Origin of the sequence: Jejubacter calystegiae (assembly GCF_005671395.1) — a bacterium.
Taxonomy (GTDB): domain Bacteria; phylum Pseudomonadota; class Gammaproteobacteria; order Enterobacterales; family Enterobacteriaceae; genus Jejubacter; species Jejubacter calystegiae.
Window position 1 is genome coordinate 4198605 of record NZ_CP040428.1, and the last position, 22936, is coordinate 4221540.

Below are 22936 nucleotides of genomic sequence, written 5' to 3' on the forward strand. Positions count from 1 at the left end.
CCTTTTCCCGGCGTACAATGCTGTCGTTCGATGTTCCTTAACCGGAGAGCGGCACCGTCATGCCAACCATCAAAGACGTCGCCCGACTGGCGGGCGTTTCCACCGCCACCGTTTCAAGAGTGATCAATCAAACCGCCTGGGTGGAGCCAGCGACCCGGGAGCGGGTCGAAAAAGCCATGCGCGAACTCAACTACCGGCGCAATGCGGCGGCTCTGGCGCTGGCGAAACGCAGCGGCGATATGCTCGGCCTGCTGACCGGCAACCTTGCCGACCCCTTTTTTGCCCGGCTGGCCCGGGGCGTTGAGGAAGTCGCCCGACAGCACGGTTTCCGCCTGATGGTGTGCAGCGGCGGCCACCAGGAAAGCATGGAGAAATCCGGCCTCGATTTTCTGATTAACCAGGGCTGTGAAGTCATTGTGGTGCACGCCAGTCGCCTGAGCGATCGCGACCTGCTGCGCTACGCCGCCCATACTCCCGGAATGGTGCTGGTGAACCGCTATATTGCCGCCATGGCTAACCGCTGCGTCTGGTTGGAAAATCACGCTGCCGCCATGCAGGCCACCCTGCATCTGCTGGAAAACGGCCACCGCTGCATCGCCTGCATCACCTCGGATCTGCCCATCGACGATCGCCACCAGCGTCTGGAAGGCTACCGCTCAGCGCTGGCGCAGTACGGCATTACGCCGCCCCACGAGTGGATTATCAGCGTGCCTTTTAACGAGGAAGGCGGCGAACAGGCGGCCCGTCAGTTGCTGGACAACGGTGTTCCATTTACCGCCGCCTTTACCTTTAACGATGTGATGGCCGCCGGCATTATGCGCATCCTGCATCAGCAGGGGGTGGCGCTTCCCGAACGTCTGTCGCTGGTCGGTTTCGACGATGTGGTGCTGGCCCGTTACCTGCATCCTGCCCTGACCACCATCCACTACCCGGTGGAGACCATGGCCCGCCAGGCCGGTCAACTGGCGATTCAGCTTTACCGGGGACAGACCCCGCCGCCGCGCAGTAACGGCTTTTGCGCCGAACTGGTGGTCAGAGACTCGGTCTGCCCGCGGGTCAATGGATAATGATGTGATCGGGTTCATCTTTTCCATCGCCATGTAACCGGTTACATGGCGAGCCATTCCCGATCACGTTAGCCTGCCGCCATTGCGCCTACCCTGAAGCCCACTCTTCGACCAGGAGCATCAACATGAATGCGAAACAGAACAACAAAAAAACGCTGTCGCTCGGGCTGGCGCTACTGCCTATTGTCGCCATGCTGGCGCTGCTGATTGTGGGCTACGGCGTGGCGGGGCTGCGTATCGAACCGCTGCTGCTGTGTTCAGCGGCCATCGCGGCGGCTCTGGCGCTGTGGCAGGGCTATAGCTGGGATGAGATTATCGACTCCATCGTCAGCAAACTGGCGAAGGCGATGCCGGTGATTATGATCCTGATCTGCGTCGGCGGCCTGATCGGCACCTGGATGTTCAGCGGCACCATTCCCTACATGGTTTACTGGGGCCTGAAGCTGATTAGCCCCCAGTATATTCTGATCGCCGCCTTCTTTCTGACCAGCGTGGTATCGGTCTGTACCGGTACCTCCTGGGGCTCCGCCGGTACCGTCGGAGTGGCGTTGATGGGGGTGGCCGCCGGGCTGGACGTCTCCCTGCCTGCAGCGGCGGGCGCCGTGGTTTCCGGCGCCTACTTCGGCGATAAAATTTCGCCGCTTTCCGACTCCACCAACTTCGCCGCCATCGTGGCGGACACCACGCTGTTCGAGCATATCCAACACCTGCTCTATACCACTATCCCCAGCTTCCTGCTGGCCGCCGCGGTCTATCTGCTGGCCGGTCATAGCGACATGATCGGCAATGTGGCCACGCCCCAGCGCGTCACCGATATCATCGCCAACCTGGAAGGGCTGTACCACTTTAATATCGTGCTGATTCTGCCGCCGGTACTGGTACTGTGGGGCGCAGTACGTAAAAAGCCGGTGATTCCGCTGATGCTGTTTGCCTGCCTGCTGGCCATCGTCCTTGGGATTGCGCTACAGGGTTTGAGCCTGAAACAGGGGCTGGATGCCTTTATGGATGGCTTTAACATCACCATGTTCGACCATGGCAACGCCGGAGTGGTCGCCGATGTGCCGCGTCTGCTCAATCGCGGCGGCATGTTCTCGATGATGAGCACCATTCTGCTGGTGTTCTGCGCCTTCTCTTTTGCCGGCGCCCTGACGCTCACCGGCGCTCTGACCGTGATAATCAACCGTCTGCTGACCATTATCCGTACCACCGGCCAGTTGATTGCCGCCACCATCGGCACCACCATTCTGGTAACCGGCGCCACCAGCGACGGCAAGCTGGCGCTGCTGGTGCCTGCCGAACTGTTTAAAAACGCCTACCGCCGGATGGGGCTCGATAACAAGAATCTGTCGCGAACCATCGAAGACGCCGGAACCGTGATCGAACCGCTGTTGCCCTGGACCTCCGCCGGGGTCTATATGGCGACCACTCTGGGGGTCAGTACCCTCGACCTGCTGCCCTGGGCGGTCCAGTGCTACGCCGCTATCTTCTTCGCGCTGATCTACGGCTTTACCGGTTTTGGCATCGCCCGACTGCCGCAATCAAAGACACAGCCTCAGCCTCAACCGGTTGCGGAATAATAAGGACCAGACCATGACAGAGAATTTCGATCGGATTATTGAGCGCCGCGGCACCGGTTCGGTGAAGTGGGATGCGGTGGACGGCTCCGGGCTCCCCATGTGGGTTTCGGACGTAGACTTCGCAGCACCACCGGCGGTGCTGGCCGCCCTGCACCAGCGGGCGGATCACGGTGTCTTCGGCTACAGCACCCGCAATCAGGCGTATGACGATGCGCTACTGGCCTGGTTTGCCGGACGACACAACCTGACGCTGGACTCGCAGTGGATCTGCTGCGTGGAAGGCGTGGTCCCCGGGCTGGCGCTGCTGTTGCAGATGCTCAGCCAGCCCGGCGATGGCGTGGTGATTCAGGGGCCTTACTATGGCTCATTCGCCAAAATCATCACCCTTAACGGCCGCGCGCTACTGGAAAATCCCCTGATCGAGGATCCTCAGTTCGGCTACCGGATGGATCTCGACCAACTGGAGCAGTTGTTCCAGCGCCATCGGCCACCGCTGATGATTCTGTGTAATCCCCATAATCCTACCGGACGCTGCTGGTCTGCCGACGAGCTGACCCGCCTGCTGGCGCTGTGCGAACGCTACGATGTCACCCTGCTTTCCGACGAAATCTGGGCCGATCTGCTGCTGCCGGGTAACCGCTTTACCTCGGTACTGCATCTGGACTCGCGCTGGCACCCGCGCATCATCGCCGCCACCGCCCCCAGTAAGACCTTTGGTCTGTCGTCGCTGCGTCTGTCTAACTTCCTGATTCCGGATGCCACGCTGCGTCAGCGTTTTTTGCAACGTCTGGACGCCCACGGGCTGGATGTGTTCAACGCCATGTCGCTGACCGCGTCCACGGCGGCGCTACGCCACGGCGCCGGGTGGCTGGATGAACTGCTGGCCTGGCTGGCGGAAAACCGGCGCTGGTTTTGCAAGCAGGCGGCTCAGCATCTGCCCTGGGCCAGAATCACGCCCGCCCAGGGCACCTATCTGCTATGGGTGGACTGCCGCGCCCTGGGGCTGGATGACGATACCCTGAAGCAGCGGATAACCGAACAGGCAGGTATTATCCCTTCAATGGGCGCCAGTTTCGGCCCCACGGGGCGGGGCTTTATCCGCCTTAACCTCGGGTGCCCGCGCCGCTATCTGGAGCAGGCGCTGGCAGGGCTGAGGCAAATTCAGCCTGCGTAACCACGGTGCCGGACAGCGCGTCCGGCATTATTTAGCGGATTTCATCTCCTGAATAACAGGATCACGGGTTAACAGATATCGATCCAGCGTAAACCGGTAGCACTGGGTATCATTGATTTTTAAATACATACGGTCTGCCGCTTTTGGTCCGCAGGGGGAAATAAAGGAGGCATCCGCCAGCAGAGCCACCCGGGCAATCCAGGGAGTGGAAAATACCGCCAGGACAGGTAATGGAGCCGTGAGTATCATCAGATAAATGCCACGCCGCAGTAACAACATAAAACCTGAGGACTCAATGGACTGCTTCATGCCACCGGGAATAACAGGAGAAAACTGGCTATAGACTGAAACAATCATACCCGACAGCGCAGAGGCCAGCATAATCAGTGCCCAAACCAGAAGCACCGAAACAGGCACTCCCAATATTGCGGGGGAATATTTCAAATTATCTTCGCTGACGCCGCTGGCAAAACTCAGTATTTTCAAAGCGATCAGATAAGAAAAAAACCAAATCACCACATTATAAAATTTGAGGACATACGCATTTTTCAGAAAACCGAAGATCGCCCCACGCAGCGGCGCCAGTCGGATAATCCCCAGACCAAAAAGAATACAGAACGCGATATAGATATGGCCGTAATACATGGCCGCCACGACCATACCACAAATAACCAAATCCGTTATTATCTCTTTCCTGGACATATTGTCTTGATTCCCGATCCACCTCTCCAGGTTTCGGAATATAGCACAGGCATATGGCCAATTAGCTGTCGCGACGCGTAAGCCAGGGAGGAAAATATTTCCTCCCCCAATCCCGTTATTCCCGCTGCGCCCGGGTCCACCACAGTTCGGCGCGACCGTTAAACAGCGGCCAGGCGATCGCAATGGCCGCCATACTGATAATCCACGAAATATCGGTGCCCGGCACCAGTCCGGCATAAGGGCCAGAGAAAAAGGCGTTCTTCATAAAGGGCAACTGCACCAGGATACCGAAGGCGTAAATGCCCAGCGCCTTACGGTTTACCCGCCCATAGCGACCGCCGTCGGCCCGGAAGATCGATTCCACATCGTAGCGCTGACCGTGGATCAGATAGAAGTCGATCAGATTGATCATCGCCCAGGGCACCAGCACCGAGATCAGCGCCAGAATCAGGTTCAGGAACAGGTTCACAAAGTTGGATGAGGCCGCCAGCGCCACCAGTACCGAGCCCACCAGCACCACCGCGGAGCACAGCAGCCGCCCGCGGGCCGATGGCCGCCAGTCCGGCACAAAGGTCTGTACCGCGGTGATCAGCGACAGTACCGCACCGTAGAGATTCATGGCGTTATGACAGATGATATTCAGCAGAAACAGTACCATCAGCAGCGGACCCAGCCAGCCGGTGGCCTGGCGCACCGCGTCCATGGCGTCGCTGCCGCCGGTGACGCTGACCGCCGACATGCCGAACAGAAACGCCAGGATAGTGCCGCAGCAGGCGCCGAGCCAGGTATACAAAAACGGTTTCAGTACCCCGCAATCTTCCGGCAGATAGCGCGAATAGTCAGAGGTATAAGGCGAGAAGCTAATCTGCCATACCGCCCCCAGACAGAAGGTGGCGAACCAGCCGGAAAGCGTAAAACTGCCGCGCGCCCAGAAATCCGCGGGCAGCGGATGGCTGTAGATCATCGCCAGCCCCGCCAGCAGCGCCGCTCCCATCACCCAGGCGCCAATGCGGTTAAGACGGTGAATAAAGTGATACCCGACCGCGCCTATAAAGGTAGCGGCCGCGGCGCCGCACAGCGTGGCGCTGGTAATACCGATCGACGGCAGTACGTTATGGATCACCCGGCCGGAAAGCGTGATATTCGAGATAAAAAAGCCCAGGTAGATGACCGAGGCAAACGCAATCACCAGCAGCGACCCATAGCGCCCAAACTGGGCCCGGCTCTGAACCATCTGCGGTATCCCGGCACGGGGACCCTGAGCGGAAGTGAGCCCCAGAAACAGACCGCCGAACAGATGACCCGCCACGATAGCCGTTATCGCCGACAACACGTTAAGGTGAAACGTCAGCGTGGCGGCGGCGCCGGTCACCACCGCCAGCGGCGCAATATTGGTGCAGAACCAGAGTGTAAACAGGCTGCGGGGGTGACCGTGCCGCTCGGCGGCGGGCACATAGTCGATAGACTTATTTTCAATAAACGCTTTCCGGGCTTGCATGGTCGCCTCCTCCGGGAAAGAAATGGGTACAGGTTCGCGGTGTTTTCCCTGACAAAAGGCCGTAGCAGACCCGGCGCGCCATGGCTCGCCTGAACTGCGGGTTACGGATTTCCTGTTAGCGGCGCCGTGAACCGGCGCCGCGACTTCGGTTAACGCATCACAAAGGGATCGTCGATGGGCTCATCGCTGGTGCGTAGCCACACGGTGCGGGTGGTGGTGTACTCCAGCGCGGCGCTGATGCCCCCTTCCCGCCCGGAGCCGGATTCGCCATAGCCGCCGAACGGCGCCATGGGCGAGATAGCCCGGTAGGTATTCAGCCAGACCACACCGGCCCGCAACACCCCGGTCACCCGGTGGGCCCGGGCCAGATCCCGGGTAAAGACGCCTGCGGCCAGGCCATAGGCGCTGTCGTTGGCCAGCCGTATCGCTTCGGCTTCGTCCCGGAACGACTGTACCGACAGCACCGGTCCGAACAGTTCGGTGCGCAGGCAGGCCGCATCGGGATGTCCATCGCAATCCAGGATGGTCGGCGGATAGTAGTGACCGCCCTGCTCCAGCGCATAATGACCGGTCACCAGCCGTGCTCCCTGTTCCAGAGACTTGCCGACCACCTCTTCAATCCGCTGTTTCTGACGGGCGGTACACAGCGGCCCGAACTGGGTTTCGGGATCTTCCGGGGCGCCAATGCGGATGGCTTCTGCCTTACGGGTCAGCAGCGCCAGGAAGCGCTCCTTAATACTTTCCGCCACCAGCAGGCGCGACCCCGCCACGCAGCTCTGGCCGGAGGCAGCAAAAATACCGGCCACCTGCGCGTTGGCGGCGCTTTCCAGATTCGCGTCGTCGAACACGATAAATGGCGACTTGCCCCCCAGCTCCAGCGAGGTGCGCGCCAGGTTCTCTGCGCTGTTGCGCACGATATGGCGCGCGGTCTCCGGCCCGCCGGTAAAGGCGATGTGGTCCACCGCCGGATGGGCGCTCAGCAGCGCACCGCACTCAGCGGCAAAGCCGGTGATCACATTGACCACGCCGGGCGGAAAACCGGCCTGGTCAATAACCCGGGCAAAGGCCAGCAGCGGAGCGGGCGCTTCTTCCGATGCCTTCAGCACCACGGTACAGCCCGCAGCCAGCGCCGGTCCCAGTTTGACTGCCGACAGAAATAGCTGACTGTTCCAGGGGACAATCGCGGCGACCGCCCCCACCGGCTCGCGGCGGATCCAGCTTTCCATATCCGGTTTGTCGATAGCCAGCACCCGGCCTTCGATCTTATCCGCCAACCCCGCGTAGTAGCGGTAATATTCGGCGATATAGGCAATCTGAGCGCGGGTTTCGCGAATGATCTTGCCGGTATCCAGGGTTTCCAGACGCGCCAGTTCGTCGGCGTTGGCTTCCAGTAGATCGGCCAGCCGCAGCAGCAGTTTGCCGCGCCCGCCCGCAGTCAACCCGCGCCAGGCCGGATCGTTGAAGGCGCGCTGCGCGGCCATGACGGCGCGATTCACCTCGTCGCCGCGCGCTTCCGGCATTTCGGCCCAGGGTTCTCCGGTGGCCGGATTACGAGAGAGGAAGCGCGCCGCTCCCGCTTCAAAGCGGCCATCGATATAGAGTTTGAAGGTTTCCATCGCCGCCTCTCTGTTAGTGGAATTCCGGTAATACCGAATGGATAAAGCGTTTCAGCGACGCTTTTTTGCGCCCGAACGACATGCCGCTGTCGATCCAGAAAGCGAACTCGTCGTAGCCCAGATCCTTGTAGTGCTTCAGACGGGTAATGACCTCGTTCGGCGTACCGATGGCCAGGTTATTACGCATCATCTCCGGCGTGAAGAAGGCATTGGCGGCGATCTCTTCGTCGCTCAGCGGCTCAATCAGCCCCTGGCTAACCGGGCGTTCATTCTTAAACCAGGCGCCGAAGTAGTTATAGAAGCGGTTAAGCTCCCGGGCCGCCTGTTGGGCATCCGCTTCATCTTCCGCCACGTAACCGTGCTGTAACAGCATGATTTTCAGGGGTTGCTCCGGGGCGAACTGCGCCCTGGCCTCTTTAAAGCAACTGACCAGGCGTTCTATCTCCTCCTCACCCTGGCTGAGCGGTGTGACCTGCACGTTACAGCCGTTTTTCACCGCAAACTCATGGCTGTTTGGGTCCCTGGCCGCCACCCAGATGGGCGGATGAGGCTGCTGCTGAGGTAACGGTGCTGAAGTGCTGGAAGGGAACGACCAGAATTCACCGTCGTGGGCGTAATCGCCTTCCCACAGCTTTTTCACCGCCGGAATCAGTTCGCGCATCCGCTGCCCGGCGTCCCAGGCGGTCAGCCCTGGCAGCATGCGCTCGTATTCATACATATAAGCACCGCGGGCGATACCCAGTTCCAGCCGCCCGTCGGTGACGATATCGGTCATCGCCGCCTCGCCCGCCAGGCGGATCGGATGGTTGAACGGCGCCACTATGGTGCCGGTGCCCAGTCGTACCCGGGAGGTGCGGCGCGCCAGATCCGCCAGGTTGATAAAAGGATTGGGGGCGATGGTGAAGTTCATCGCATGGTGTTCACCGGTCCATACCGCGTGCATGCCCCCTTTATCCGCCATCTCGCACAGCTCAATCATTTCGTCATAGAGCTGACGCTGCGGCGTTTCGGCAGAGGTGCGCTCCATATGGACAAATAAAGACAGTTTCATAACGCTCTCCCGTTTACCGTCAGACAGCAAATTGCTTAATGGACCCGCGCTGCTCGTCGCCGTAATAGAGTCCGTAGTTGCCCATGGCGCTCTCGCGCACAAAGCGGTTGAGCAGTGATTTCAGGGCAAAATCCTGAACCGGCAGATCCGGAATCACCGGCAGCGCCACCCACTCACAGCCCGGCTGTGCGGGCGGGTTCAGCGTTGACCCTACCGGCAACGCGCAGTGCAGGACGATATGCTGCTGGTTGCGCTGGCGATCGTTATAGACCGAGTAGACCAGCCCTGGATTCGCCGGAACATCCAGCTCTTTCAGCAGCGCTTCCAGGCTTTCACCCACGCTGCCCCCCGCCACAGATCGCGACGGCAGACGGTAGCGGCCATCCTGCTGCTTCACCATCACGGCCTGGCCGCTGGCTTCAATCAGCGCGCTGACCACCACTTCCGGACCTGCCGCCAGGTTTTCAGCGTTTTGCGCCGGTGTGAAGTAAGCGCCGCGATAGTAGCCCAGCCCTGCCGTACCGCAGGAATCGAAGGCCAGTACCTCGCCAATCAGGATCTGGTGATCGCCAGCGCTGATGGTCTGCCAGCGGGCGCACTCAAACCAGGCCGAACAGCCGTCGATAAGCGGCGTGCCGTGCTCCCCCCTGCGCCACGCCGTGGCGGCGAAACGGTCTTCGCCCGGGCGGGCGAAGCGGCCCGACACCTCTTTCTGCTGCTCGGAAAGAATATTGATAGCGAAGCGTTCACCTTCGGCGAAATGGCTCAGGTTGGCCGAACGATTATCGATGCTCACCAGCAGCAGCGGCGGATCGAGAGAAACCGATGAAAATGAGTTAGCCGTAAAACCAATGGGCTGCTGCGCTTTATTAACGGTAGTGACCACCGTCACCCCGGTCATAAAGGCGCCGAAGGCATCGCGTAGTTGTCTGCGCTTATCCGCGTCCATCTGTCACTCCTTCATGCTGTTGTCCGGCACGCCCGCTCTGATGTGGCGCGCCAAGAAAAGTCAGAATCTCGTCATTCACCGGCTGAGGATCGGTCAGGCTCAGCATATGACGGGCGTTTTTCACAATCACGGCCCGGGCGCCGGGGGTGGCCTGCGCCATCTGGTGCGCCATGGCCGGGCTGGAGTTGGCGTCGTACTCGCCGGTCATCACCAGTACCGGGCAGCCGATCTCGCCCCAGCGCCCGGCATAAGTGCTGTCGCCGTCGGCAAAGGCCTGATAGGCCCGGGCATAGCCCTGTCTGTCGACCTGGTGCAGCCATTCGCCGACCTGGCGGCGCAGCACCTGCTCCCGTGGGGCATCGCTAAACCAGCGCGCCAGCGGCGCATCGGTCTGGCCTCCGCCGTTAGCCAGCTCCAGCGCCCGGGAAAGTACCGCCTTGCGGGCCGCCGGATCGCGACGAAATACGCCGCTGATAACAATCGCATGGCTAATCCACTGCGGATATTCAATGGCCAGCCCGGCGGCGATCAGCGCCCCCATGGAGTGGCCCGCCACGGCACAGGGCCCCTGTACCAGGCTGCGAATGGCGGCGCCGGCCCAGTGGACATAATCCTCAAGCGCGGGCGTCTGGTGGAAACCTTCGCTTTCGCCATGGCCGGGCATATCCAGCGCAATCACCCGGTAGCGGCGACTCAGGGCTTCGAGCTGCGGATACCAGGCATCGGCATTCATACCCACGCCGTGAATCAGCACCAGCGGCGCGCCCTGGCCCGCTTCCAGGTAGCCGACGCGCAGATTCGGCTCAGACAGCCGCAGGGTTTTTCGGATCATGGCCTAACTCTTTTAAGTCGAGATAACGGTTACCGATACGGTGATGAGGTCTGCCCCCCAGCGCCGCGCCCAGTGCCACCACGATTTCATCGCTGAACGGCGCATCGCTAATGTTGAACTGGAAAGTCAGGTAGTGTTCGCGGCTGCCTTCGTCGTTTTTACCCATCATCGGGATCAGAATCGGCGATGCCGCCGGACCCCGGGTGTTGTTAAACGCAAGGTAGCTTTTGCCCTCTACCGCCGAACGGTAGTGGTTGCCGAAGTGCAGGGTGTGGATCAGCGCCGAGGCGTGCTCCAGCTCGCCGTTCAACCCCACCACTGCGCTCTTACCAAAGGCCTGGACCTTCTCGCCGGAACCAGCCTCTTTGATGATCATGCCGGTCAGTAATTCCCCCAGTACCGGTCCCATCTCGCGGATTTTCGGCGCCAGATCCTCAACGAAGCCCTCCCCGGCCCAGGGATTCTTCACCACGGCTGCCGCCGCGATCATCACCAGCGGCTCGGCCGCGGCCCGACCACCGTCGACCCAGGTAGTCTCGGTGGCAACAAAGGTCTTACGAATATCCGGATGCATAACAATACCCTCTGAGATGTAGATCAAATGTTAATCAAATGTCGCAAACGGTATAGCATTGCGTATTACGGAATGTCAAAACTTGGTATACCATAAGACAACACACCAAATACGGAGTGGTAACAACCACGACCAGCGTGTTAAAGACAGCTTAATAAGATTGATTTAAAAGGATTTTTCATTTCAACCCGGCACGAATCTTCAGCACGGGCGAACAGAGAAGCACTGTTGTTTGTGTGGAAATGACAAAACGGTAGAGTGCCGTTACGACGCGGCTGACAGACGACGGCAACAATTTTTAGCGCAATATTGAATTTTGTGAGCCGTGCCGAATTTAGCCGGGAACCGACGCCGGTGCCTCAGCCCCTCTGCCGGGGCGGCGTTGCCATCCCGTGTAAAAGGATGTTAATAGTAGCCATGAACAGGAAGAACTGGCGCTATTTCATCACGATGTTTAACGGCTCAGCATGGAGAAAATAATGATTCAGAGCCAGTCACTGAAAATAGAGAGCACGCCTACCCTTCGTGAGCTTGCGCTAACCAAAATTCGCCAGGCCATCGTCGTCGGCTATTTTAAGGCGGGAGACCGGCTGGTGGAGCGCAACCTGAGCGATGAGCTCGGCGTCAGCCGCAGCGTGGTACGCGAGGTGATTCGCTATCTCGAAGCAGAAGGATTAATCGAGATCATCCCCAAAAAGGGCCCTATCGTCGCCATTCTGACCTGGGAGGTAGCTGAACAGATCTACAACATCCGCATGCTGCTCGAACAGGAGGCCGCCCACGACTGCGCCCTGCGCGCCACCGAACAGGATAAAAAGCGGCTCTATGACCGACTGTTGCAAATAGACAGCGTATCCGGCGCCAGCGACGATATCCACCGCATTGAAGCTTCTCTCGCCTTTTATGAACAACTGTTTCACATAGCCGGGCATACCATCGCCTGGGAGATCGTCCAGCGTCTTAACAGCCGCATCAGCCGACTGCGTACGCTGACCCTGAAGACCCGCGAGCGCCAGGTGGCCGGTTTTGAACGCATGACGCGCATCTGGCGCGCCATCGATCAGAACGATGCCCAACGCGCCCGCCAGGAAGTCATTGAACATCTGCGCGAAGCATCAAGTCTTGCCCGCCAGATTCTGGAACAGCAGGAGTAAACATGTCCGCCTACTGGATTGCCCACGTGACCGTGTACGACCCCGAGCAGTACCGCCACTATATGGATCTGGCGCCTGAAGCCTTTCAGGCTTTTAACGCCCGCTTTCTGGCCCGGGGCGGTGAAGCCTCGACTCTGGAAGGCCAGCACTTTGTGAAGCACGTGCTGATTGAGTTCGACGATTATCAGAGCGCGCTGGCCTGCTACCAGTCCGACGCCTACCAGCGGGCGAAGGCCCAACGCGCTGGCGTTGCGGAAGCGCAAATTGTGATTGTCGAAGGGTTGGCCTGACTAAAAACAGCCATGGCCGCATGCCACCGCGGCCAGATAGAATTACTCAGCGTTCAATGACATCCCCACTTCGTCATCGTACGGTGACAGCCAAAATAGCGCCCCCTGTCCCCACAAGACTCCATCTTCGTTTTTTAATTGCCAGATCACTCCGTTATAAATTTTGAAGGACTCGCCCTGTCGGGTAGTACGTACTCCTGAATAACCGCTAACGATGCCGGAGTTCGTCAGTCCGTCCAGCATTTGCTGACGTTCCTGCTGTTCCGAACCGGCCGCGCTCAACCGGGAAGGCAGTCGCAACATTTCTTCCCGTGAGTATTTGAAACATCTCAGCGCACATTCATTAGCGTAAATAAAATGAGGATCGTCCCCTCCATCGTGCGCCAGCAAACTATAAGGAGCCTTATCATGCAACCACCAGGCTCGATCGGCCACGTTATCTGGGCCGGGCAATGGCTTTCCACTCAACTTTTGATAACACTGCCCAATGCGTTCGATAAGTGCCCTGTCCGGGAAATGATTCATACTCAACCTCTAAAGATTTTTCACCCGCGGGTTATGCCCCAACACCTGTAAGGCATCCACGGGAATATCAATCAACAATGATTTCACTGAAACACTACCCGCTCTTTCCAGCAAAAGATCGAGATTGCTCAGATCGGCAGCAAGTCGTTCAGCATCCCAGCCACAGGCCTGGGCGATAAGACAGTAATCAAGCGGTTTAAGACTGGCATGATAATTTTTTTCCTCAACGTCCGGCAGAATAACCGGCAATCCCTGGGCAACAATGGAAAAACTTGCGTTATTTATCAGGAAGATCACTAATCCTAATTCACTGGCTTCTCCCAACGAGCCAGAAAATAACCGAAAGCAACCATCACCAGTAAAGAGAAATACCGGCCGCTTTGGCGATGACAACCTCGCCCCCACAGCAGCGCCAAAAGCGCCACCCATTGCCGAACCACGATAAAGGGAATAAAAGTGGATATTGTTATTGGGGCGCTGAGTCACATATTGCCTGTCTTTGTACGCCAGGCAGACATCATCAAAACCAATGGCACCAGCAGGCCACCAACGATCAAGCCTCTGATAAAGTTCCACCATATCCACATAGCCATGACGGGGAGCCGGGTACTCACGGTGATTGAGGTTATCCGGCGCAGTCGACGCGGGAATATTGTCAAATGGCTGTTGTTTAGCCGCCCTGAGTAGATGACGTAGCGACTCATCTAATGGGCCAAAGACATGACGGTATTCCCCCCGAGCCATATGGGCAAAATTATTCTCTATCTGCCCATATCCTTCGGGATGACACGTAAGATAAAAGGTCTTTGCAGCTGCAAATTTATGCCGGTTGACGGTATATTCATCCGGGCAGGCCCCCAGAACCAGCAACACATCATCTTGCCCAACAGATTGATATAATGACAATGCTGCGTCATTGCCGCCAAAAGAGAGATACCCAAAACCATAAGGATTTTTTCGATGGACGGCGTTGGCGCCATTGATACTCCAGACTGCCGCACACTGTAGAGCCTGACAAAATTCCGTCGTAAGCTCTGCCGCTCCCGGGTAACGCGCCATCTCTTCTCCGACCAGCACTACCACTCGCCGCCCATCACTAGCCCGACGAAATTCGTCGCAAAAATCAGCAGGGCTATCCGGGGGAACGGGTGGCGACAAAATAGCGTTTTCAGTTGGGACAGTCACCGGACTGCTAAGTGCGCTGTGCAGTAACACCAACACCACCGGCCTGCACTGTTCTAATCGGAAACGGGCGGACAACAATTTCTCAGCCAGCGTAGCCGAAGAGTCGAGGACAAACACGGAATCAGGCAACTCACTGCGCAACTGCGCCAGGATGTTGATACCATATTCTGAAGTGTCCTGTAACGGTGCCTGCCCCGGACTTTCACTCTCAGAGAGAGGAAGGATATAAATGGCCGGAATATCATGAAATTTCGCATCGCTCAGGCCACAACTCAGCAGTTTGCTGGCCGCGCCGGTGGTTGCTACTGCCGCAGATATCCCGCCGCTGCTCAGGTAATACCCCAGAGGAATAAAACCCGCACTGTATTCACCTATTGAATAGAAACCCGGTGTTTTCGTATCAGAATCAACAACGGAATCAAAGTGCTTAAGAAAATGGATGACGCCTCCTCCGGTAACACCTGCGTAACAGGTAACGCCCCATTCACGAAGTGTATCCTGCAGAAACTGATACCCGGAAGAAGGTCTTTCAGTGACTGAACTCTTCACCTTACCCTCCATATACAGCTCACAGACACAAATATGTAAGGCTAGCTTATATGTCACAAACAGCGACGCTCAAAAAAGAAACACCCCCCGGACGACACTGCTCTTATTGTCCGAAAAAATTCACTAATCGTGAGTTCGGCCCCCCGCTGCGCTAAAAATTCGGCTAAGGTTTTCATAGGGTTGATCGCCTCTATCCCGGCAGTGGCCCGGGAGCATGGAGAATAAGGAGAATAATGCATGGCAAAATCTGATTTGCGCCGTCCCCGTACCCTGTTACTGGCCATCCAGCTGGCGCTGGGTGGTGCTTTTGTCTCGCTAATGCCCCAGGCCATTGCCGCCGATGCCGAACAGAGCGTGACCGCCAGACCCGCGCCTCAGTCGCCGGATGCGCTTCTGGGCCCGCTGTTCACCGCCGTACAAAGCGCGAAACTGTTTCCCGATCAGAAAACCTTCGCCGACGCCGTACCGCGCAGCGATCCGTTAATGATCCTCGCCGACTATCGTATGCAGCGTAATCAGTCCGGTTTCGATCTACGCCACTTTGTGGAGGTGAACTTCGTGCTGCCCAAAGCGGGCGAAAAATATGTGCCTCCTGCCGACCAGAGCCTGCGCGAACATATCGACGGCCTGTGGCCGGTGCTGACCCGCACCGGGAAAAGTACCGGCGAATGGGATTCACTGTTGACGCTGCCCAAACCTTACGTCGTACCCGGCGGCCGCTTCCGCGAAGTCTATTACTGGGACAGCTACTTCACCATGCTGGGGCTGGCCGAAAGCGGCAACTGGGATAAAGTCCAGGATATGGTGGATAACTTCGCTTACGAGATAGACACCTGGGGCCATATTCCTAACGGCAACCGCAGCTACTATCTGAGCCGCTCCCAGCCGCCCTTCTTCGCCATGATGGTGGAGCTGCTGGCCAGCCACGATAACGGCGAAGCGCTGACCAAATACCTGCCCCAGATGAAGAAGGAGTATCAGTACTGGATGGCGGGCAGCGATACCCTTGATAAGGGCGACGCCAAAGGACGGGTGGTGAAACTGCGCGACGGCGCGCTGCTGAACCGCTACTGGGATGATAAGGATACGCCGCGCCCCGAATCCTGGCTGGACGACGTCACCACCGCGAAGAGCAATCCGGATCGTAAGGCGGCGCAGATTTATCGCGATCTGCGGGCCGCCGCGGCCTCGGGCTGGGACTTTAGCTCGCGCTGGATGGATGACCCCAAAAAACTCTCCACCATTCGTACCACCAGCATCGCACCGGTGGATCTTAACGCGCTGATGTATCACCTGGAGAAGACCCTGGCGCGCGCCAGCGAAGCGGCTGGTAAAGCCGAAGAAGCGAAACGCTATGCCAGTCTTGCCAGCCAGCGCCAGCAGGCCATTGAGAAACATATGTGGAACAGCAAGAACGGCTGGTATGTGGATTACGATCTGCAGCACCATCGGGTGCGCAGCCAGCTAACCGCCGCCGCACTGTTCCCGCTCTATGTCCAGACGTCTAATAAAGAGCGGGCCGCGAAGGTGGCTGCCGCCGTGCGTAGCCACCTTCTGAAAGAGGGCGGCCTGCTGACCACCGACGTGAACTCCGGGCAGCAGTGGGATGCGCCTAACGGCTGGGCGCCGCTGCAGTGGGTGGCCGTCGAAGGGCTGAAACACTACGCTCAGGATGAACTGGCGGGCGACATCCGCTGGCGCTTCCTGAGCAATGTGCAGCGCATCTATAACGCGGAACAGAAGCTGGTCGAAAAGTATGATGTTACCGGCCAGGGTGCAGGCGGTGGCGGCGGTGAATATCCGTTACAGGATGGCTTCGGCTGGACCAATGGCGTGACGCTTAAGCTGTTGGACCAGCTGTGCGCCAGCGACAAGCCTTGTGATAACGTGCCGTCTCAGCGTCCGGGCCACGCCGCTCCGAACGTGTCGGCAAATTCGCAACCGGCTGAAAAGGCCAGCGCCCCACAACCGGCAGAGCAGTAGCCCCCCTCATCCTCTCCCCCTATGGGGAGAGGATCTCACCCAATCCGCTATCCCTTTTCCATGGCCCCGACGGGCGTTGCTGAAGCCTGTTGTCCCATCGGTATCCGCGCCATGACGCCCGCGCCCACCACCAGCAAACCGGTCATAAACCACAATCCGGCGCTAAAACTGCCGGTGAGATCATGCAGAATGCCGATCATCAGCGGGCTAAGCCCTGAACCAATATTCCCCACGGCGTTAATCACCGCAATCGCCACCGCCCGCGCCTTAAAGCTGATGGTGCTGTCCGGCGTGGTCCAGAACAGCACCATGGCAGTAAAGGAACCCACCGAGGCCATAATAATGCCCAGTAGCTGAACCAGGCTGTGACCGGTGGCGGAGGCCGTCAACCAGCCCACGGCGGCAAACAGAAAGGGAATGATAGTATGGATTCTGCGTTCCTGACGGCGATCGGAACGGCGGCTCCACCAGACCATCCCGATAATGGTACACAGCTGGGGCACCGCCGCCAGCAGGCCAATTACAATGGTGCTGCTGCCCTGGTTAAAGCTTTGCAGAATCTGCGGCGTCCAGATGTTGATGGCGCTCAGGGTATTGGTCAGACAGAAATAGGCCAGGGTGTACATCAGCACCACAGGCGTCAGCACTTCGCGCCAGGTCGAACGCCCGACGGGGGCTGTGCGGCTCCAGGCCCTGTCCCGGGCCAGCATCGCCTCCAGCGCCCCTTTCTCTTCCTTCGTCAGCCAGCGGGCATCCGCCGGTTTATCTGACATGTAGTGCCAGACCACGATCCCCAGCAGTATCGACGGCATTCCCTCCAGCAGGAACAGCCACTGCCAGCCTTTCAGGTTCAGTACGCCATCCAGCGCCAGAATATAGCCGGAAACCGCCGAGCCCAGCATCATGGTGACCGGCATGGCGATCATAAACAGCGCATTCGCTCTGGCCCGATACCAGGCCGGAAACCACCAGGTAAGATAGAGCAGGATCCCGGGCAGAAAACCGGCTTCGGTAATGCCGACAATCATCCGCAGTACATATAGCGAGCCAGGACCAGTGGCAAACATCGTACAGGTGGAAGCAATTCCCCACAGCACCATGATAGTGGCGATCCAACGCCGGGCCCCCACGATGCCCAGCATAATGTTGCCAGGGATACCGAAGATAACGTAGGTCACGTAAAACAGGGAAGAAGCCAACCCGAACATGGTGGCGCTCAATCCCAGGTCTTTGCCCATCGTCAGACCGGCAAAACCGATATTAATACGATCGAGAAAGGAGAAGACGAACAGCACGAACAGGAAGGGGATCAGACGCCGGAACAGTTTCTTCATCACCCGCTGTTCGAGCGCGCTAAAGCCCGCTTGCTGTGAGACCAGGTCGCTCATAAGGGACTCCCGGAAAGATCGATGGATAGTCACTGGCAATCGCGGCACCGGATCCCGAGCCCTTTCCTCGCCAGTCCATTTCATTAATACATTAACGAGATGGTTTTATTATGGCTCATTCTATTGTTCAAATATTGTTTCAAAAGGCGTGACGCAATTAACAAAACAGAAACATCATTGTGAAAACACGCTAATGAGGCCACACTCAGAAAGCTCCGGAGATCGCAACACTGACGCCCGGATTAACAGTTAATATATTAATAACTTGATGATTCAGCAGGAGGTGGTGAAAGTATTACCGACAAGCCTTGCGGCCAGAAGGGAAAAAAATATACTGGATACAGACTCTTATTCTGTGGAAATCGTTATGCATGAATCCCTGACCATCGCCCTGTTGCAGGCGCGGGAAACGGCCATGAGCTGGTTTCGCCCGGTGCTGAACCGGCATAACCTGACCGAGCAGCAGTGGCGCGTCATCCGTATTCTGGCGGTGCATCGCTCGCTGGACTTCCATCAACTCGCCAGCGAAGCCTGCATCCTGCGCCCCAGCCTGACTGGCATCCTGACCCGGCTGGAGCGCGACGGCCTGGTCTGGCGCATGAAACCGGTCAGCGATCAGCGCAAACTGTTCGCCTCGCTGACGCCGCGCGGCGAAGCGCTGTATCAGGAAGCCAGCCACCAGGTGGAACAGGGCTATCGGGAAATCGAGCGTCAGTTCGGCCCGGAGAAAATGGCGCAGCTTCAGGGGCTGTTGTACGAATTCAGCGCCCTGCCCCCGCCGCCGGATGATGTCTGAAATTATCCATCTCCACAGCCCTTTCATTAATAAGGGCTTTTTTCTTCTGTTTATCCGCATTTACGTCTTGAAATAAGCAAAAGACAACGATAATAATTCGCGTTTAACTTTAAAGTGAACGTTTATCGATGATGACGGGAAAACAATAATGACGTTAATGAATAGCAGAGGGCGCGCGCTGGTTATCCCCCTGGCGCTACTGGCCTCGGGCCCGGCGTTTAGCGCCGAAGATACCGTGGTGGTCAGCGCCGTAGCACCGGATACCGCCACCACCCCCACCGAAGGGTACAGCGCCACCACCAGCCGTGGCGCCACCAAAACCGATAAACCGCTCATCGAAACCGGCCAGGCGATTTCAGTGGTCCCCCGCCAGCAGATGGAAGACCAGGGCTCTGCAGACGTTAACAGCGCGCTGAATTACACCCCTGGCGTCTTTACCGGCTTCGCCGGCGGTGCCACCCGCTACGACACCGTAGCGCTGCGCGGCTTCCACGGCGGCGATGTCAACAACACCTTCCTGGACGGTCTGCGCCTGATGAGCGACGGCGGCAGCTATAACGTGTTGCAGGTCGATCCCTGGTTCCTGGAACGCATCGATGTGATTCGCGGTCCCTCTTCCGCCCTGTACGGCCAGACCATCCCCGGCGGGCTGGTGATGATGACCTCGAAGCGCCCGCAGTTCGCTCGTGAAGGCCACCTGCGCGCCCTGGTCGGTAATCACAGTACCAACGGCACCGCCTTCGACTATACCGATGCCATTAACCAGAACTGGGCATGGCGTCTGACCGGGATGACCAAAAATACCGATACCCAGTATCAGAACACCCGCGACGAACGTTACGCCATTGCCCCCTCGGTACTCTGGCAGCCCGATGACGACACTTCGCTGGTGCTACGCGCTTATCTGGAAAAAGATCCCTCCGGCGGTTTCCACGGTTCGGTACCCGCGGATGGTAGTCTGTATTCCTCTACCGGCCATAAGCTGGGAACCGATTTCTCGGATGTGGAGCCAGGTATCGACGCCTTTAAGCGTCACGAGCAGATCTACAGCTACGAATTCGCTCACCGGTTTAACGATGTCTGGGCCTTCCGCTCTAACGGCAGCTACACCCACTCCAACGTTAAACTTAACCAGGCTTACCAGCTCGGCTGGGCCGATGCGCAGCACAATGAACTGACCCGCTACTACAGCGGTGAAGACTCTTCGCTTGACGCCTGGGCAATGGATAATCAACTGGAGGCAGATTTCGCCACCGGTAGCGTGGATCACACCCTGGTACTGGGCGCCGAATATCACCGCTTCCGTAACCGCATTCAGAGCGACAGCGCGTCGGCCACTAACCTGAATCCCTGGAGCGGCGAGAATGGCGGCACCGACTTGTGGCACTACGACGCCAGCGGCGCCATGATCCCCGGCGCGCTGCGTTCGAATATTCGTCGGGTTTACGAGCAGACCGGCGTCTACCTGCAGGATGAGATGGTCTGGAACCGCTGGCATCTGGATCTCTCCGGTCGCTTTGACCGTCTGGAAACCAAAAGCCGCACGGTTACGCCCGAGAATAACAGCCGGGTGGTGGATAACCGCCGTGACGATCGCTTCAGCGGCCGCGCCGCCTTGCTGTACGCCTTCCAGAACGGCGTCTCGCCCTATATCAGCTACAGTTCCGCCGTCACCCCTCAGGTGCTACCGGATGCCCAGGGCCATTTGCTGAAGCCCACCACCAGCCAGCAGTATGAGGCGGGCCTGAAGTACCAGCCGCCGGGCAGCCGCGATCTCTACACCCTGGCCGTCTACGATCTGACCCAGAAGGATGTCGGTAACCGCGTCATTCAGGGCAGCTACTATGAACCGGCAGGGAAAGTGCACTCCCAGGGCATTGAGCTGGAAGCGCGCACCGAAATCACCCCACGCCTTTCTGCCATCGCTGGCTACACATGGAACAAGGTACGCTTTAAAGACGCCATCGACGGCAATAACGGCAACACTCCATACGTCACGCCGGATCAGTTCGCTTCGCTGTGGGGCCACTACCGCGCGGACTACGGCATTAGCTTTGGCGCCGGGTTGCGCTATATCGGCAAGCAGTGGGTCGATAACGAGAACACCCGTCGTATTCCGTCAGTGACCCTGGTGGATGCTATGGTACGCGCCGATCTCGGGGAATGGAGCAGCAACCTGCGCGGCGCTTCGCTCCAGGTGAACGCCACTAACCTGACGGGACGTGATTACGTGGCGGGCTGTTACGGCACCAACAACTGCTACTGGGGTAAAGAGCGCCAGGTGATCGTGACTGCGGGGTATGATTTTTAATCGCAATGAGAAACAGCCCCGAACCGGGGCCGTTGTCTTAAAGCATCAGGCACTTTCCATCGCCCGCTTTACCTTCCACAGGTAGCGCGGCGCCTGGGAAGAGGGATGGTTATCCATCACGTACTGCCAGAACGCTTCCGGCGACATGTCATTAATCTGCTCAATCGCCTCTCCCCGATCCGACGAGAATATCCGCAGCAGCGCCCCGGCACCGTTGACGTAGGAGACGATCAGCGCGTACTCCATGGTCTGCGGGTTGTCGATGCCGCGCAGAATGCCGTTCTCCAGAATGCTCAGATAGGCCGCGCCAATATCAATATTGCGCGCCGGATCCTTAAGATCGCTGGTCGATGGCTGGCCGCTTCGCCCTTCATGGCGATAGACTTCGCGACCGGCGGTAGACGCCTTAATCTGCATCAGCCCCACTGCGTTAGAGCGGCTGACCAGTTGTGGATTACCGCCGGATTCCACGGCGATAATCGCGGTAATCAGACGCGGGCTGACGCCCCAGGTCTCTGCCGCCTCTTCGGTAATCGGCATCCAGGTCTGGGCCCCCTGAACCGGGCGACCCGCTTCCCAGCCCCCGTGTTGAACCCGGGATGGCTTACTCGAACAACCCACCAGCAACACACTCAGTACGATAAGCCATCTCAACTTCACTACGCTTCCCCTTTTTTCGATAACAGGTTCCAGGTCAAAGGCATTGCGGATGACAACCGCAACGCCTCGCGGCATGATAACCAATACAGAATTTAAATCAGCAAGGAAATTCCATGGCCACTTTTCATCTCGTCGCTCCTTCCGGTTACTGCATTCAACAGGAAGCCGCGGAACGCGGCGTCGCCCGGTTGCGGGAAGCGGGCCATCAGGTGCATAACACGGGCGTTATCGGGCGGCGCGAACAGCGCTTTGCCGGTACCGATGCACAGCGGCTGGCGGATTTGAATCAACTTGCAGAATTATCTGAAAACCCGACGATTGTGCTGGCCGTGCGCGGCGGCTACGGCGTCAGCCGACTGCTGGAGTCCATCGACTACCCGGCGTTAAGCGACCGCCAGCGCCGCAATCCGCTGCTGATTTGCGGCCACAGCGACTTCACCGCCTTTCAACTGGCGCTGCTGGCCCGTGAAGGGGTCATTACCTTTAGCGGGCCGATGCTGGCGGGCAATTTTGGCGCGCCGGAGCTGGATCCCTTTACCATAGAGCACTTCTGGAAGGCGCTCACCTCCCCCCGCTTTACCCTGGAATGGCGCAGCGATGCGCCAGCCTGTCGGACCAGCGGTACGGTATGGGGCGGAAATCTGGCGATGCTGATAAGCCTGGTGGGCACGCCGTGGCTGCCGCAAATCGACGATGGCATTCTGGTGGTCGAAGATATTAACGAACACCCGTTCCGGGTAGAGCGAATGCTATTGCAGCTCCACCATGCCGGTGTGCTGGCGCGTCAGCGCGCTATTGTGCTGGGCAGCTTCAGCGCCGCTGCCCCTAACGATTATGATAACGGGTACGATCTGGCCCAGGTATGCGCCACGCTGCGCGAACGAACGGGGCTCCCCATCGTCGATGGTCTGGCTTTCGGTCACGAACCCTGCACCGTCACGCTGCCGCTGGGCGCCCACGGCGAACTGATTCACGATGGAAAACGGGCAACGCTTAGCCTGAATGGTCATCCCTGCCTGAAATAAGGGCGATTCAGGTCGCTTTTCCGCAGGTCG

General features: G+C 58.4%; 20 protein-coding genes. 9 read left to right on the plus strand and 11 right to left on the minus strand.

Translation table 11 applies throughout. The features are described 5' to 3' along the window. Window positions 1-59: 59 nt before the first annotated feature. The 3 genes from FEM41_RS19425 (at window position 60) to FEM41_RS19435 (ending at window position 3818) form a co-directional block, all read left to right on the plus strand. Entirely contained in the window at window positions 60-1067 is a 1008-nt protein-coding gene (locus FEM41_RS19425) for a LacI family DNA-binding transcriptional regulator (protein ID WP_138097820.1), read from the plus strand. 125 nt (window positions 1068-1192) lie between these two features. After that, complete coding sequence (gene nhaC, locus FEM41_RS19430) at window positions 1193-2644, plus strand: Na+/H+ antiporter NhaC (RefSeq protein ID WP_138097821.1); 1452 nt, start codon at window positions 1193-1195, stop codon at window positions 2642-2644. Between the two features lie 13 nt (window positions 2645-2657). Next, window positions 2658-3818: a MalY/PatB family protein gene (locus FEM41_RS19435; RefSeq protein ID WP_138097822.1), complete on the plus strand. Its 1161-nt coding sequence runs from the start codon at window positions 2658-2660 to the stop codon at window positions 3816-3818. A 27-nt stretch (window positions 3819-3845) separates the two neighbouring features. Here FEM41_RS19435 and FEM41_RS19440 read toward each other — a convergent pair whose 3' ends face one another. The 7 genes from FEM41_RS19440 to FEM41_RS19470 form a co-directional block, all read right to left on the minus strand. Continuing rightward, a complete protein-coding gene (locus FEM41_RS19440; RefSeq protein WP_138097823.1) occupies window positions 3846-4520 on the minus strand; it encodes a hypothetical protein in 675 nt (224 codons plus the stop codon). Window positions 4521-4635: 115 nt separating this feature from the next. Next, window positions 4636-6018, minus strand: a complete 1383-nt coding sequence (locus tag FEM41_RS19445; protein ID WP_138097824.1) for a purine-cytosine permease family protein — start codon at window positions 6016-6018, stop codon at window positions 4636-4638. A 149-nt stretch (window positions 6019-6167) separates the two neighbouring features. After that, entirely contained in the window at window positions 6168-7634 is a 1467-nt protein-coding gene (locus FEM41_RS19450) for an aldehyde dehydrogenase (protein ID WP_138097825.1), read from the minus strand. A 13-nt stretch (window positions 7635-7647) separates the two neighbouring features. Continuing rightward, window positions 7648-8685, minus strand: coding sequence for an LLM class flavin-dependent oxidoreductase (locus FEM41_RS19455; RefSeq protein ID WP_138097826.1), 1038 nt, complete (start codon window positions 8683-8685; stop codon window positions 7648-7650). Between the two features lie 19 nt (window positions 8686-8704). Continuing rightward, the gene (locus FEM41_RS19460; RefSeq protein WP_241666527.1) at window positions 8705-9634 is read right to left on the minus strand and encodes a flavin reductase family protein; all 930 of its coding nucleotides are present in this window, start codon (window positions 9632-9634) and stop codon (window positions 8705-8707) included. Next, window positions 9621-10466: an alpha/beta fold hydrolase gene (locus tag FEM41_RS19465; protein ID WP_138097827.1), complete on the minus strand. Its 846-nt coding sequence runs from the start codon at window positions 10464-10466 to the stop codon at window positions 9621-9623. Before FEM41_RS19465 ends, FEM41_RS19460 begins: the two co-directional genes overlap by 14 nt. Then, window positions 10438-11040 (minus strand): amino acid synthesis family protein, encoded by a 603-nt coding sequence (locus FEM41_RS19470; RefSeq protein WP_138097828.1) that lies wholly within the window; start codon window positions 11038-11040, stop codon window positions 10438-10440. Before FEM41_RS19470 ends, FEM41_RS19465 begins: the two co-directional genes overlap by 29 nt. Window positions 11041-11519: 479 nt before the next feature. Between FEM41_RS19470 and FEM41_RS19475 the strand changes: the two genes are divergently transcribed. Both FEM41_RS19475 and FEM41_RS19480 read left to right on the plus strand, forming a co-directional pair. After that, a complete protein-coding gene (locus FEM41_RS19475) occupies window positions 11520-12194 on the plus strand; it encodes a GntR family transcriptional regulator (RefSeq protein ID WP_138097829.1) in 675 nt (224 codons plus the stop codon). A 2-nt stretch (window positions 12195-12196) separates the two neighbouring features. Continuing rightward, window positions 12197-12484 carry a DUF1330 domain-containing protein gene (locus FEM41_RS19480; RefSeq protein ID WP_138097830.1) on the plus strand — a complete coding sequence of 96 codons (288 nt, stop codon included), beginning with the start codon at window positions 12197-12199 and terminating at the stop codon, window positions 12482-12484. Between the two features lie 42 nt (window positions 12485-12526). Here FEM41_RS19480 and FEM41_RS19485 read toward each other — a convergent pair whose 3' ends face one another. After that, entirely contained in the window at window positions 12527-13009 is a 483-nt protein-coding gene (locus FEM41_RS19485; RefSeq protein WP_138097831.1) for an MEKHLA domain-containing protein, read from the minus strand. Between the two features lie 9 nt (window positions 13010-13018). Next, the gene (locus FEM41_RS19490) at window positions 13019-14743 is read right to left on the minus strand and encodes a thiamine pyrophosphate-dependent enzyme (RefSeq protein ID WP_241666529.1); all 1725 of its coding nucleotides are present in this window, start codon (window positions 14741-14743) and stop codon (window positions 13019-13021) included. A 237-nt stretch (window positions 14744-14980) separates the two neighbouring features. Between FEM41_RS19490 and treA the strand changes: the two genes are divergently transcribed. After that, window positions 14981-16726, plus strand: coding sequence for an alpha,alpha-trehalase TreA (treA, locus tag FEM41_RS19495; protein ID WP_138097833.1), 1746 nt, complete (start codon window positions 14981-14983; stop codon window positions 16724-16726). A 47-nt stretch (window positions 16727-16773) separates the two neighbouring features. Here the strand turns inward: treA and hpaX are convergent, their stop codons facing one another. Continuing rightward, complete coding sequence (gene hpaX / locus FEM41_RS19500; RefSeq protein ID WP_138097834.1) at window positions 16774-18114, minus strand: 4-hydroxyphenylacetate permease; 1341 nt, start codon at window positions 18112-18114, stop codon at window positions 16774-16776. A gap of 367 nt (window positions 18115-18481) precedes the next feature. Between hpaX and hpaR the strand changes: the two genes are divergently transcribed. Together hpaR and FEM41_RS19510 are read left to right on the plus strand one after the other, a co-directional pair. After that, entirely contained in the window at window positions 18482-18910 is a 429-nt protein-coding gene (gene hpaR / locus FEM41_RS19505; protein WP_138097835.1) for a homoprotocatechuate degradation operon regulator HpaR, read from the plus strand. A 157-nt stretch (window positions 18911-19067) separates the two neighbouring features. Further along, window positions 19068-21221, plus strand: coding sequence for a TonB-dependent siderophore receptor (locus tag FEM41_RS19510; RefSeq protein WP_421805481.1), 2154 nt, complete (start codon window positions 19068-19070; stop codon window positions 21219-21221). Window positions 21222-21266: 45 nt separating this feature from the next. On the opposite strand, the gene emtA is transcribed toward FEM41_RS19510, so the two are convergent. Next, complete coding sequence (emtA, locus tag FEM41_RS19515; RefSeq protein ID WP_138097837.1) at window positions 21267-21881, minus strand: membrane-bound lytic murein transglycosylase EmtA; 615 nt, start codon at window positions 21879-21881, stop codon at window positions 21267-21269. A 113-nt stretch (window positions 21882-21994) separates the two neighbouring features. Here emtA and ldcA point away from each other — a divergent pair, with 113 nt between their 5' ends. Then, the gene (ldcA, locus tag FEM41_RS19520) at window positions 21995-22906 is read left to right on the plus strand and encodes a muramoyltetrapeptide carboxypeptidase (protein WP_138097838.1); all 912 of its coding nucleotides are present in this window, start codon (window positions 21995-21997) and stop codon (window positions 22904-22906) included. Window positions 22907-22936: the final 30 nt, after the last annotated feature.